A 12,598-nucleotide genomic window follows, 5' to 3' on the forward strand; every position below is an offset into this window, starting at 1 on the left:
TCCGTTCTGTTTCTACGTTGCCCGCAACAGGCGTACCGGTCAACGCAGCGCGGACCCGCGCGACGTCACGGAACAAGCTGACCCAAAAGGAGGCGACATGACCTGCCCTTCCCCATTCATGACACCCGAGCGTGAGGCCTATCGCAGCAATCTGAAACGGTTCTTCGACACGGAAGTGAAGCCCAACATCGAGGATTGGGAGGCCAAGCGGTCAGTCCCATGGGACCTGCATGAAAAGCTGGGCGACATGGGTGTCTTCGGCTTTGGCATTCCCGAAGAATATGGCGGCCTTGGCTTTGACGACGCTTTCATGCGGGCGGATTATGCCGAAATGGCCTTCGGCTGTGGCGCCTCGGGCGTTGCGGCAGCCGTTGGTGGGCGCATGATATCGCTGGGCCCGATCGTCAAGTTTGCACCCGAAGAATTCAGAAATACGGTTCTGCCTGAAATTGTCGGCGGACGCATGAATTCCTCGCTTGCGATTACCGAGCCGGGCGGCGGATCGGATGTGGCAAACCTGACCACCAAAGCCGAACGAACCGAAGATGGCTGGGTTCTGAACGGCGCCAAAGCCTACATCACCGGGGGCATGGATTCGCAATGGTTCGTCGTTGGGGCCAGAACCGGCGGGCCGGGGCTGACGGGGATATCCCTCTTTCTGATCGAAGCGGACACACCGGGTTTCACCCGCACGCCGCTTGGCGGCAAGATGGGCTGGCATTGTTCGGAACAGGCGATGCTGCATTTCGATGACTGCAAAGTCTCAGCTGAGGCGCTGATCGGCCCAGAGAACAAAGGGTTCATCGCCATCATGAACAACTTCAACTTTGAACGCCTCGCTATGGTTGCCGGAGGCCTTGGCATGATGCGCGTTTGCTATGATGCCGCGCTGGATTGGGCACGCGAGCGCCGGACCTTCGGCCAAAGGCTGATCGACCATCAGGTCATCGCTCACAAGTTCGCCGAAATATCGGCCCGTATCGACATGATCGAAGCCTATCTGGAACGTATCTGCTGGGCGATCAATCAGGGCCTCATGCCCGCTGCCGAAATCGCCAAGGCCAAGGTCCAGTCCACCAAGGCGCTGGAATTCGTGGCCTCCGAGGGCATGCAGATATTTGGCGGTGCCGGTTATCTGACTGGCAACCCAGTGGAACGGGTCTGGCGCGAGGTCAAGGTGATGGCCATCGGCGGTGGTTCGGAAGAGATCATGCGTGATCTGGCCGTGCGGCAAATGGGGCTCGCCGGGCAATGACCATCGACGGTCCACACTAACGCGCCGGACTGATTGGGGATTGGAACAGATTCCGATTCCACAGGTAGGCCCTGCGGTGTAAGTTGCCGATATAGCCAACCCATGAAAGTCCCACGGCGGGAAAGACCAACAGATGGCCGTCATTGCGACATTCAAAGCGATCCCGCTGGATGCCTTCAGCGACCGCCCCGGCGGCAGCAACGATCCGTTTGTTCTTGCCAACAATGATCCGGACCAGTTTCTGAACGTCACCATCGATGATGACGATACATTGATTGACGGCGACACGATCATCAATGAAACGCCAGACGACCCCAATCAGATCGGCATCGTAACGGACGCTGCCGGAAATCCGGTTTCAACCGACGGTATCTACGTGGAATGGACGGCCACCTATACCGGTACCAACGGTCAGGTGATCGAGGTCTGGCGCTTCGAGCTGGACAATGGGCTGCGCTTTTTCGCGGTATCTGAAATCCCCGAGGTGGGCGTCACCTTCACCACATCTAACAAGGATCAGGGTGCGGACGATCTGAACCCCGCGGATATTCCGGATACGCCCTGTCTGACACGTGGCGCTTTGATCCGCACTGAGCACGGCGACCGCCCGGTCGAAAGCCTGTCCGAAGGCGACCTGATTTTGACGCATGACAATGGCCTGCAGCCCCTGCGTTGGATCGGCAGGCGATCGTTCGGGCCTGATGAACTGGCCATGAACCCCAAGCTGCAACCGGTGCGAATCCCGGCGGGATCGCTGGGTTTGGGGCAACCGACAAGGGACTTGCTGGTGTCCCGCCAGCATCGCATGTTCGTTGCGTCAAAGATCGCCGAGCGCATGTTCGGGCAATCAGAAATCCTTGTGCCTGCAATCAAACTGACTGCGCTGCCTGGTGTGACGATTGAAGAAAGCGCCAAGTCGGTCGAGTATTATCACCTGTTGTTCGATCGGCATGAAATCATCTTTGCCGAAGGCGCCGCAACCGAAAGCCTGCTTGCAGGCCCTCAGGCGCTCGGGTCCCTCAGCGCAGATGCGCTTGAAGAGATTCTGGTTATTTTCCCTGACATCATGAACCTGAAATGCCTGACTGATCCTGCAAGGTTCATCCCCTCGGGAAAGCAGCAAAAACAACTGGTCTGGCGTCACCTGAAAAACAACAAACCCCTGCTGCGTGACAGCTATGTAACCTGATTCAGACAGCGCTACGTGACGTCACTAAACAAGTTCCGTAACTGTTCAGTTGCAGATTCGGATTTCAGCCTTCTAGCTTTCCGGCAACGGATCAGGAGGAGAAACCATGGCCACCCCAGCCTATATCTACGATGCGGTGCGGACACCGCGCTCGCGCGGCAAGAAAGACGGCACCCTGCACGAGGTAAAGCCCATTCAACTGGCCGCCGGGCTGTTGCGCGAGTTGCAGTCGCGGCATGATCTGGACACCTCGCAGGTAGGTGACGTGATTTTGGGGTGCACCGCGCCCGTCGGCGATCAGGGGGCCTGTGTGGCCAAGGCCGCCGTGCAGGCCGCGCATTGGGACGAGGCAGTTCCCGGCGTACAGCTTGACCGGTTCTGCGCTTCGGGTCTGGAGGCAGTGAACATGGCGGCCGCCAAGGTCGGATCGGATCAGGAAGATCTGGTCGTAGCAGGCGGTGTGGAATCCATGAGCCGAATTCCGATGCTGTCACAGGGCGGGGCGATGTTCACCGACCCGGATTTCGTAATTGACCAGAACTCGGCCCCGCAGGGGATTGGTGCAGATCTGATCGCCACCATCGACGGTTACAGCCGCGAGGATGTGGATGCATTTGCCGTCGAAAGCCAGAAACGCGCGGCACATGCGCGCGACAACGGCTGGTTCGACCGGTCGGTGGTGCCGGTGAAGGATGAAAACGGCATCACGGTGTTGCAGCGCGATGATTACATCAAACCAAACACCGATATGCAGAAACTGGGCGCGCTGAATCCGTCCTTCGCGCAGATGGGTGGATTTGGATATGACGACATGGCGCTGGCCAAATATCCGCAGGTTTCGCGGATCAACCATGTGCACACGCCGGGCAACTCCTCGGGCATCGTGGATGGGTCGTCGGCGGTGATGATCGGTTCGGAAAAGTCAGGCAAGGAACTGGGGCTGGAGCCTCGTGCGCGGATCGTTTCGGCCACAGTGATCTCTACCGATCCGGTGATCATGCTGGCAGGCCCCGGACCGGCGGCTAAAAAGTGCCTCGACAAGGCAGGTCTCAAGGTTTCGGACATCGACATCTGGGAGATTAACGAAGCTTTCGCATCGGTTGCCATGCGTTACATGAAAGACCTCGAAATCGACCACGAAATCACCAACGTGAATGGCGGCGCGATTGCCATGGGTCATCCGCTGGGCGCAACCGGTGGGATGCTGGTTTCGACCGTTCTTGACGAGCTGGAGCGCCGTAATGCCAAGCGGGCCATGATCTCGCTGTGTGTGGGCGGCGGCATGGGTATCTCGACCCTGATCGAGCGTCTTTGAAGGAGAACGGATATGGGTGAATTTCGCTACGAAAAAGACGCCGATGGTATTGTCACGGTCACCATGGACATGGACGGCCCGGTAAACGCGATGAACGCGCAGTTCTGGCCGCTGTTTTCCGAAACCATGGACCGGATCGAGGCCGAAGAGGGCCTAAAGGGTGTGATCTGGACCTCGGCCAAGGACACGTTCTTTGCCGGCGGTGATCTGAACATGCTGAAAAGCATCGAGGCAGACGGTGTTGATGAGTTGTTCCAATCCGTCGAGGCTACCAAAGCCGTGATGCGGCGGCAGGAGAAATTGCCGGTCCCAGTGGTTGCTGCCATCAATGGGGCCGCGCTGGGTGGAGGCTATGAGATCTGCCTTGCCTGCAACTATCGCATCGCCGCCGAGAACCCGAAAACCAAGATCGGCCTGCCCGAGGTGACCCTGGGCCTGCTGCCCGGTGGGGGTGGCGTTGTTCGCCTGACCTACCTGCTGGGCATGGAAGGTGCGATGCCATTCCTGCTGGAGGGCCGTCAGGTTTCCCCTGACAAGGCGATGAAGGCCGGGTTGATTCACGAGGTGGTTCCGCCCGAACAACTGCTGAGCCGGTCCAAGGAATGGATATTGTCGGTACAAGGTGACGAAGCGGCGATAACGCAGCCGTGGGACACCAAGGGCTACAAGATACCTGGCGGGCCTTCGACATCACCCAAGAACATGACCCGCATCGCCGGGGCCGCCGCGATGCTGTTCAAAAAGACGCGGGGGCTGATGCCAGCGCCGGTCAAAATCCTGGACATCATGACCGAAGCAGCAGGCAAGGTCGATTTCGAAACCGCCCAACGATATGAGAGCCGCCGCTTTGTCTCGCTGACACCGATGGCCACAACAAAGAACATGATCGAAACGCTGTTCTTTGGCATGAACAAGGTCAATGGCGGCGCAAGCCGTCCCAAGGGTGTACCACCATCTAAGGTCGAGCGGCTGGGCATTCTTGGCGCGGGCATGATGGGTCAGGGCATCGCCTATTCCGCGGCGATGGCAGGTTTGCCGGTGGTGTTGAAAGACATGTCGATGGAGGCCGCAGAAAACGGCAAGGCCTACACCGCCGGGTTGCTGGACAAACGGGTCAAACGCGGCCGCATGTCGCCCGAGCAGCGGGATGCCGTGCTGGCCCTGATCACGCCGACGGAACAGTCGGACGACCTGAAAGGCTGCGATTTGATCATCGAGGCGGTGTTCGAGAAAATCGACATCAAGGATGCCGTTCTGGCCGAGCATGAGGCGCTGCTGGCCGAAAATGGCGTCTGGGGGTCGAACACCTCGACCCTACCGATCACACGGCTGGCCACCGGAGCCGCGAAGCCCGAGAATTTCGTCGGCCTGCACTTCTTCTCACCTGTCGACAAGATGCCGTTGCTGGAAATCATCGCTGGTGAAAAGACGTCGGACGAAACGCTGGCGCGTGCCTTCGACTTTGCCCGCCAGATCCGGAAAACCCCGATCATCGTCGGGGACAGCACCGGGTTCTACACCTCGCGCACCATCGGCACCAAGATCATCGAAGCTGCTGAACTTGTGGCCGAAGGGCATGATCCGGTGCGCGTCGACAACCTGTCGCGCCTTACCGGAATGCCGACGGGGATGCTGTCGCTGCTGGATGAGGTGCAGATCAAGCTGGTCACCGACATCTACAACACACAGGTTGAGATGGGCCTGCTGGACCCCGCGCAGGAACAGAACCCCGGCGCACGCGCCATGCTGGCCGAAATGATCAGCCAGCACGGGCGCCACGGCCGCGCAACCGGCAAGGGCTTTTATGACTATTCCGATGAGGGCAAGACAATCTGGCCCGGCCTTGAGGCCTGGCGCAAGGATGACGTGCAGATCAGCGACCAGGATATACAGGACCGCATCCTGTTCCGCGCGGTGCTGGAAAGCCTGCGGTGTCTGGAAGAAGGCGTTTTGCGTACGGTTGCCGACGGCAATGTCGGGTCAATTCTTGGCATCGGCGCTCCGGTTCACACCGGTGGGTACATTCAATACGTGAACACCTATGGGCCTGAACGATTTCTGACACGGTGCGAGGAACTGGCCAAAGCCTATGGCCCACGTTTTGAGCCGCCCGAAATCCTGAAACAACATGTGGCAGAGCAAAAGACTTTTGCCTGATCTGAACGGCGCGGCTTACCCCCGCGCCGTCATTTTTTCAGTGCCGCGTCCAGCAATGTTTGTGCTGCCTCTTTTGCCTCCCTTGCCGGGTCGCAGCTGTTCAGCAAAACCGAAGTGACAATCGCCCCTTCCTTCAAAAGCAGAATCTGACACCCCAATTTTTCGGGGTCGGACACACCCGCATCGCGCGCCAGCCGTGTGAAATGCTCCAGCAGCAGGCGCTTGTGCTCTGCCGCCTGAACGTGGATCGGGTGATCCTTTTCCTGAAACTCAGCCCCCGCCTTGATGAACATGCAGCCGCGATAGGTGTCTTTTTCAAACCACTCCTGCAGCACGTCAAATCCCGCGATAAGCTGACCCGCGGGCGTGTCCGCCAGTTCTTCGACACGGCGCAGAAACCAGTTGCGAAAACTCTCATCCCGCAGGCGCAGCGCGGCCAAAATGAGCTCTTCCTTGGTGCGGAAGTGTTTGTACATCGACGTTTTCGACACACCGGTTTCTACAACCAGCTTGTCCATTCCGGTGGCATGGAAGCCGTCGCGGTAAAAGACCTCCAGCGCCTTTCGGACAAGCTCATCCCGTTTGTTTGGGCGCATGATTCGGCTCCTTGGTGTACAGATCAGTACATAGTAGTGAATCTACTTAGACGCAAATGACCATGGTAATTCATTGTTATTGATTACTTTTCCGCACACGAAACTCTACCTCGAAAAAATGTTACCGTGCATGACTTGAAAAAGTTTACCGATCTGTACACTTTAACTACATCATTTACCGATCTGTACACCAAGGATCTGACCGATGCGCCGCCATGCCAGTTTATTTCACACCCGGCACGTTCCTCTTCTTCTGACTCTGGCGCTACTCGCCGCCACTCTCGCCTGAAAGAACCGAATGATATGACCCGCCCTCCTCTGCCTCCTTTCACTGCAGAAACCGCTAAGCAAAAGGTGCGCCTGGCCGAAAACGGATGGAACAGCCGCGATCCCGATGTCGTCACACCGGCCTACACCGAAGACAGCCAGTGGCGGAACCGGGCCGAGTTCCTGTCCGGGCACGACCAGATCCACGCCTTTCTGACCCGCAAGTGGAACCGGGAACTGGACTATCGCCTGATCAAGGAACTGTGGTCCTATTCCGGCAATCGCATTGCGGTTCGATATGCTTATGAATGGCATGATGACAGCGGGCAGTGGTTTCGCTCTTATGGCAATGAAAACTGGGAATTCGCCGAAGATGGACGTATGGCGCGCCGCCACGCGTCGCTGAACGATCTGCCCATACCTGGGGAACAGCGCCTGTTTCACTGGCCAGCCGGTCCCCGGCCCGACGATCATCCTGGCCTGTCCGAACTTGGCCTCTGAAAGGAACCGCCATGCCCCGCGCCTTTGCAGAACTGACCTTCACCCCCGCCGTCCGCGCCCATCAGGAAAGGATGGGATCAGCGGCCTCATACGCGAAATTCATCAATGGCGGCCCGCAGCAGGGCCATCAGATCGGCGACGCCGAAAAGGCATTTATCGAGGCGCGTGACGGGTTCTATCAGGCCACCGTGTCCGAAACCGGCTGGCCCTATGTACAATTCCGCGGCGGACCCGTCGGGTTCCTGAAGGTGTTGGGCCCGACAACGATCGGCTATGCGGATTTCTCGGGCAACAGGCAGTATATCTCGCGCGGGAATCTGGATGGTAACGACCGGATCGCGATGATCCTGATGGATTACGCGAACCAACGCCGGCTCAAGATACTTGGACGTATGGAATTTACCGAAGGCGACGCCGCCGCCGTGGCCCTTTACCCGGACGGAGCAGAGGCCTCCGCCGAACGGGCCGCAATCATCCGGGTCGAGGCACTGGACTGGAATTGCCCGCGCCACATCACGCCCCGCTTTACCGAGGCAGAGCTAAAACCGCATCTGAATAATTTGGGGCAGCAACTGGCCCAGTTGCAGCAGGAAAACGAACGGTTGAAGGCGGAACTCGCCGCACGGCCCTGACATGCCGTTCATGTAGAAAGACGTCAGCGTTCAATCCCTGCCGGTCGAAACCATTGCCTCGATTCCCGCCGCGCAAAATTCGATCAGGCGATCCAGACCGGACAAGTCGCCGCCCTGCGACAACGCCTCGACCCGCCACGCGCTGTTGAGATGGGCCAGCATGGCCGACACGGAATAGACCTGACCGGTCGCCAGCACCGCCGGATCTACGCCGGGATACAGCGCCGTGATTTCCGCAATGAACCGCCGGGCTGTCGGGTCAAAACACTCTGCCGCAATGTCGTGCCAGCGCGGATCGACCGAGACATGCGCGACCAGGCGCCCGTAGGCCATCCACCCCGACCCGCCGGTCTGCGCCAGTGTCACGTAGGGGCGGATGAAGCAATCCAGAATGCCCCGCAAGGTGACCCGCCCCTGCAAATTAAGCGCCTCAAGCGCCTCGATCCGGATGCGGGCCAGTTCGTCCGCACGGCGGGCGACCGCCTGATGAAACAGCTCTTCTTTTCCACCGCCGTGATGATGCACTAGCCCCACCTGCACCCCGGCCAGCGCCGCGATATCGCGGATAGATGCACCTTCGAATCCTCTTTCTGCAAATACAGCCTCAGCCGCATCCAGAATCCGTGCCTTGGTCTGCAGGGACCGTTGCGAGGGTGCCCTTTGCCTTTGTTTTTGCGTGATTTTCGCCGTCATGAGATTCATCTTGCCTTATTTTGAACGATCGTTCAAGTTAAGCATCGCGAACAGGGGAGAGTTCATGACGGAAACGCGCGAGGCATTCGCCTTGATCGGGGCCGGTCCTATGGGGCTGGCTGCGGCAAAGGTGCTCAAGGAACAGGGCATCCCGTTTCAGGGGGTCGAGTTGCATTCCGATGTGGGCGGATTGTGGGATATCGACGCCCCCAAATCGACGATGTACGAAACAGCCCACCTGATTTCATCCAAGCGGATGACCGAGTTCGCCGATTTTCCGATGTGCGATACGGTGGCTGAATACCCGTCACACCGGGCGATGAGGGACTATTTTCGCGATTTCGCGACGCGCTTCGGGTTGCGCGAGCACTACAGGTTTGGCGCGGAAGTCATCGAAACAGCCCCTTTGGGCGCGCCGGGTGAGGGCTGGCGGGTGAAATGGCGCGACGCAGATGGTGTGCACGAGGCCGAGTTTGCGGGTGTGTTGATTGCCAACGGCACGCTGTCCGAACCCAACATGCCCGAATTTGAAGGCACATTCGACGGCGACCTGATACATGCCTCGCAATACCGCTATCCTGGTCAGTTCGACGGCAAGCGGGTTCTGATCGTGGGCGCGGGCAATTCTGGCTGCGACATCGCGGTGGATGCCATTCACCACGCGAAACGGTGCGACCTGTCCATGCGGCGCGGGTATTACTTCGTGCCCAAATACGTGTTCGGCAAACCCGCCGATACGATGGGCGGCAAGATTCAATTGCCCATGTGGCTCAAGCGCAAGGTGGACAGCCTGATCCTTGGCTGGTTTGTGGGGAACCCGCAAAAGTACGGTTTTCCCAAGCCGGACTATAAACTGTACGAAAGCCATCCGGTCGTGAACTCACTGGTCCTCTACCACGCGGGACACGGTGATCTGCGCATTCAGCCCGACATCGAACGGCTGGACGGCAAAACGGTCCACTTCAGGGATGGCAGCAGCGAAGATTACGACATGATCCTCGCCGCCACGGGGTACAAGCTGCACTATCCGTTCATCGACCGCGACCTGTTGAACTGGCAGGGGGACGCACCGCATCTGTACCTCAACGCGATGCATCCAGACAGGGATGATCTGTTCATTCTCGGAATGATCGAAGCAACCGGATTGGGCTGGCAGGGACGGCACGAGCAGGCCGAGATGGTGGCGCGCTATATTAAGGGTATTCGCAATGGCTGCCCGGTAGCGGCTGAGCTGAAAGCCAAAAAACAGGAAAACTATGGGCGCGCCACCGGAGGCATGAACTACCTCAACCTCGCCCGCATGGCCTATTACGTGGACAAGGCAACCTATCGGAAAGCGGTCACAGGCTGGATCAGGCGGTTCAGGAAAGCCGCCCCATGACCGGCATCGATGAAATCACGCTGAACTTCAGTCCCGCCTCGATGATGCTGCTAAACGCAATTCTGGCGGTGGTGATGTTCTCAATCGCCATCGATCTGACGCCGCAGGATTTTCAGCGCCTGCGCCGCGCCCCCAAGCCGGTGATTGTGGGGCTGGCGTCGCAATTCATCGTCCTGCCCGTTTTGACCTTTGCGCTGGTCTGGCTGATGGCTCCGCGCCCCTCAATCGCGCTGGGGCTGATCCTTGTGGCGGCCTGCCCGGGCGGCAACATCTCGAACTTCATTACCCACAGGGCGGGTGGCAACACCGCCCTTTCGGTATCCATGACAGCCTTTGCAACGATAGGCGCAATTGTCATGACGCCCGCCAACATTGCGCTTTGGGGCGGGCTTTATCCGCCAACGCGCGCGATCCTGCAGCGCACCGAAATCGATCCGGTTCAGATCGCCATCACCGTGGGCCTGATGCTGATCCTGCCGCTGGTTCTGGGCGTAACGCTGAACCAGCGACGCCCGGAATTGACCGCGCGTCTGCGCAAGCCGCTGCAATATCTGTCGATGGGTATTTTTGTTGCCTTCATCATTCTCGCTCTGGCTGCAAACTGGGGATTTTTCCTCAGCTTCGCCGGGGCCGTTGCCGGGCTTGTGATCCTTCACAACGCGCTGGCTCTGGGGGGCGGCTGGGTTGTGGCCACTCTGACCCGGCTGTCCCCCTATGATCGCCGCTCTGTCACCATCGAAACCGGCATCCAGAATTCCGGGCTTGGCCTTGTTCTGATCTTCGCCTTTTTCAACGGGCTTGGAGGCATGGCCGTCGTCGCAGCTTTCTGGGGCATCTGGCACGCGATTTCCGGAATTGCGCTGGCTTCGCTCATGGCCCGGACCGAGGCCGCCCGATGACCCGCATCCTGATCACCGGAGCCGCCGGAATGGTGGGGCGCGCATTGCTTGCGGAACTGGAAGGGGCCGAGGTGTTTGCGACGGACCTGCACCGTCCCGATCCCATGCCGGACGGCATGAGTTTTCTGCGCATGGACGTCACCACGGGCGAGCCCGCCCGCGTCATCGCCAAGGTCCGACCTGATATCATCGTGCATCTGGCCTCGATTGTGACACCGACGCCAGACATGGGTCGTCAGACAGCGTTTGCGGTGGATGTGGAAGGTACGCGAAAGGTCGTGAATGCGGCCATTGCCAACGGGGTCAGGCGGCTTGTCGTCACCTCATCCGGAGCGGCCTATGGCTATCACCCGGATAACCGCGTGCCCCTGCGTGAGTCCGATCCGCTGCGTGGCAACGCTGAGTTTCCCTATTCCGACCACAAGCGGCAGGTCGAAGAGCTTTTGGCCGAGGCCCGTAAGGTTGCGCCCGGGCTGGAGCAGGTCATTCTGCGCATCGGGACCGTTCTGGGCGAAGGAACCGAAAACCAGATCACCGCACTTTTTCACAAACCGCGCCTGCTGGCAGTGTCGGGCAGCGAAAGCCCGTTTGTCTTTATCTGGACTCGCGATCTGGCCCATATCCTGAAACGCGCGGCAACCGATGGTCCGGCTGGGATTTACAACGTAGCGGGAGACGGCGCACTGGGTGTGTCCGATCTTGCCGGCGCATTGGGCAAACCGGTACTGCGCCTCCCGCCCTGGCTGCTCAAAGCCACACTTGCTGTCGCCCGCCCGCTGGGGCTGTCGCGCTATGGACCTGAACAGGTTCGGTTTCTGCAATACCGGCCGGTACTGGCGAATGACGCCCTGAAATCAGAATTCGGATACACGCCCGAGAAATCCAGCGCCGAGGTCTTTGATTTTTGGAAAAAGCAGGCGGGCCTGTGAAGACTGCCGTCATATCCGGGGGTGCGGGTGGATTGGGACAGGCCCTTTCAGCCGCATTGCAGCGCGACGGCTGGCGCGTGGTCCTGCTGGATCTGGATGTAACCGGGCTGCACCCAACCCCAACTCAGTTGCCGGTATCCTGCGATCTGACTGACCCCGGGCAACTGGAAAATGCCGTACAGAAGGTATTGGCGGCAAGCGACAGCATCGATCTGGTGATCTACAATGCGGGAATTACCCAGATCTGCGGGTTTGACAGGTCGGACGAGGCCAGCCATCGCCGGGTATTCGAAATCAACTACTTCGCAGCTATCGCCATGGCCCGTGCCTTTCTGCCCGAGATACGGAAATCAAAGGGGGCGCATCTGGCGATATCATCGGTTGCCGGTTTCGCCCCGCTTTATCATCGCACCGCTTATGCGGCGTCAAAACACGCGCTGGAGGGGTTCTTCAAATCCCTGCGGTCCGAGGAAAAGCCGTTCGGTGTACGCGTTCACATCGCCTGCCCGTCTTTTGTAGCCACCAATCCGGAGAATGAGGGACGGCAGGCTGACGGAACGTCCCGCCCCGGCTCCGCTGCCGACGGAATGGACCCGATGACGCCCGAAAAGGCTGCCGACATCATTCTGAACGGCATCAGACACGGCAGGTTCACGATCCCGGTCGGCAGGGTGGCCTTTGTTGCCTGGCTGATCAATCGTCTGTCTCCGCGCCTGTACCAACGACTGATGGAGCGGAATATTCGTGGAGCCTTGACGAAAAAAGTGTGATCAGCCCTTGACCT

Annotated in this window: 12 protein-coding genes; 10 read left to right on the forward strand and 2 right to left on the reverse strand. The window is 59.1% G+C overall.

Annotation, left to right across the window (positions count from 1 at the left end):
* The first annotated feature begins 97 nt into the window (after window positions 1–97).
* The 4 genes from ACR0D6_RS04830 to ACR0D6_RS04845 all read left to right on the forward strand — a co-directional run bounded on the left by ACR0D6_RS04830 (window position 98) and on the right by ACR0D6_RS04845 (window position 5,916).
* Window positions 98–1,255, forward strand: a complete 1,158-nt coding sequence (locus tag ACR0D6_RS04830; protein WP_480764666.1) for an acyl-CoA dehydrogenase family protein — start codon at window positions 98–100, stop codon at window positions 1,253–1,255.
* 133 nt (window positions 1,256–1,388) lie between these two features.
* On the forward strand, window positions 1,389–2,444 hold the full coding sequence (locus tag ACR0D6_RS04835) for a Hint domain-containing protein (protein ID WP_480764667.1): 1,056 nt from the start codon (window positions 1,389–1,391) through the stop codon (window positions 2,442–2,444).
* 106 nt (window positions 2,445–2,550) lie between these two features.
* Window positions 2,551–3,759 carry an acetyl-CoA C-acetyltransferase gene (locus ACR0D6_RS04840; protein WP_480448439.1) on the forward strand — a complete coding sequence of 403 codons (1,209 nt, stop codon included), beginning with the start codon at window positions 2,551–2,553 and terminating at the stop codon, window positions 3,757–3,759.
* A gap of 12 nt (window positions 3,760–3,771) precedes the next feature.
* On the forward strand, window positions 3,772–5,916 hold the full coding sequence (locus ACR0D6_RS04845; protein WP_480764668.1) for a 3-hydroxyacyl-CoA dehydrogenase NAD-binding domain-containing protein: 2,145 nt from the start codon (window positions 3,772–3,774) through the stop codon (window positions 5,914–5,916).
* Between the two features lie 29 nt (window positions 5,917–5,945).
* Here the strand turns inward: ACR0D6_RS04845 and ACR0D6_RS04850 are convergent, their stop codons facing one another.
* Entirely contained in the window at window positions 5,946–6,512 is a 567-nt protein-coding gene (locus ACR0D6_RS04850) for a TetR/AcrR family transcriptional regulator (protein ID WP_480764669.1), read from the reverse strand.
* Window positions 6,513–6,815: 303 nt separating this feature from the next.
* On the opposite strand from ACR0D6_RS04850, the gene ACR0D6_RS04855 reads away from it, so the two are divergent.
* Window positions 6,816–7,280, forward strand: a complete 465-nt coding sequence (locus ACR0D6_RS04855) for a nuclear transport factor 2 family protein (protein ID WP_480764670.1) — start codon at window positions 6,816–6,818, stop codon at window positions 7,278–7,280.
* 11 nt (window positions 7,281–7,291) lie between these two features.
* Window positions 7,292–7,912, forward strand: coding sequence for a pyridoxamine 5'-phosphate oxidase family protein (locus ACR0D6_RS04860; protein WP_480764671.1), 621 nt, complete (start codon window positions 7,292–7,294; stop codon window positions 7,910–7,912).
* A 30-nt stretch (window positions 7,913–7,942) separates the two neighbouring features.
* Here ACR0D6_RS04860 and ACR0D6_RS04865 read toward each other — a convergent pair whose 3' ends face one another.
* Window positions 7,943–8,605, reverse strand: a complete 663-nt coding sequence (locus ACR0D6_RS04865) for a TetR/AcrR family transcriptional regulator (protein ID WP_480764672.1) — start codon at window positions 8,603–8,605, stop codon at window positions 7,943–7,945.
* A gap of 64 nt (window positions 8,606–8,669) precedes the next feature.
* Here ACR0D6_RS04865 and ACR0D6_RS04870 point away from each other — a divergent pair, with 64 nt between their 5' ends.
* From ACR0D6_RS04870 to ACR0D6_RS04885, 4 genes are read left to right on the forward strand one after another with little or no spacing between them, the layout of a single operon-like run.
* A complete protein-coding gene (locus ACR0D6_RS04870) occupies window positions 8,670–9,986 on the forward strand; it encodes a flavin-containing monooxygenase (RefSeq protein WP_480764673.1) in 1,317 nt (438 codons plus the stop codon).
* Window positions 9,983–10,885, forward strand: a complete 903-nt coding sequence (locus tag ACR0D6_RS04875; RefSeq protein WP_170651207.1) for a bile acid:sodium symporter family protein — start codon at window positions 9,983–9,985, stop codon at window positions 10,883–10,885. The genes ACR0D6_RS04870 and ACR0D6_RS04875 overlap by 4 nt, the downstream gene beginning before the upstream one ends.
* Entirely contained in the window at window positions 10,882–11,814 is a 933-nt protein-coding gene (locus tag ACR0D6_RS04880) for an SDR family oxidoreductase (protein WP_480764674.1), read from the forward strand. The genes ACR0D6_RS04875 and ACR0D6_RS04880 overlap by 4 nt, the downstream gene beginning before the upstream one ends.
* On the forward strand, window positions 11,811–12,584 hold the full coding sequence (locus ACR0D6_RS04885) for an SDR family NAD(P)-dependent oxidoreductase (RefSeq protein WP_480764675.1): 774 nt from the start codon (window positions 11,811–11,813) through the stop codon (window positions 12,582–12,584). The genes ACR0D6_RS04880 and ACR0D6_RS04885 overlap by 4 nt, the downstream gene beginning before the upstream one ends.
* Window positions 12,585–12,598: the final 14 nt, after the last annotated feature.

It is taken from the genome of Ruegeria sp. BJ6, from assembly GCF_056537885.1.

What these genes read in the sequence shown, in the direction of transcription:
- ACR0D6_RS04855 (WP_480764670.1), top strand. Translation starts at nt 6,816, where the DNA reads ATGACCCGCCCTCCTCTGCCTCCTTTCACTGCAGAAACCGCTAAGCAA.
- ACR0D6_RS04865 (WP_480764672.1), bottom strand. Translation starts at nt 8,605, where the DNA reads ATGACGGCGAAAATCACGCAAAAACAAAGGCAAAGGGCACCCTCGCAA.
- ACR0D6_RS04845 (WP_480764668.1), top strand. Translation starts at nt 3,772, where the DNA reads ATGGGTGAATTTCGCTACGAAAAAGACGCCGATGGTATTGTCACGGTC.
- ACR0D6_RS04875 (WP_170651207.1), top strand. Translation starts at nt 9,983, where the DNA reads ATGACCGGCATCGATGAAATCACGCTGAACTTCAGTCCCGCCTCGATG.
- ACR0D6_RS04870 (WP_480764673.1), top strand. Translation starts at nt 8,670, where the DNA reads ATGACGGAAACGCGCGAGGCATTCGCCTTGATCGGGGCCGGTCCTATG.
- ACR0D6_RS04840 (WP_480448439.1), top strand. Translation starts at nt 2,551, where the DNA reads ATGGCCACCCCAGCCTATATCTACGATGCGGTGCGGACACCGCGCTCG.
- ACR0D6_RS04850 (WP_480764669.1), bottom strand. Translation starts at nt 6,512, where the DNA reads ATGCGCCCAAACAAACGGGATGAGCTTGTCCGAAAGGCGCTGGAGGTC.
- ACR0D6_RS04860 (WP_480764671.1), top strand. Translation starts at nt 7,292, where the DNA reads ATGCCCCGCGCCTTTGCAGAACTGACCTTCACCCCCGCCGTCCGCGCC.
- ACR0D6_RS04830 (WP_480764666.1), top strand. Translation starts at nt 98, where the DNA reads ATGACCTGCCCTTCCCCATTCATGACACCCGAGCGTGAGGCCTATCGC.
- ACR0D6_RS04835 (WP_480764667.1), top strand. Translation starts at nt 1,389, where the DNA reads ATGGCCGTCATTGCGACATTCAAAGCGATCCCGCTGGATGCCTTCAGC.
- ACR0D6_RS04880 (WP_480764674.1), top strand. Translation starts at nt 10,882, where the DNA reads ATGACCCGCATCCTGATCACCGGAGCCGCCGGAATGGTGGGGCGCGCA.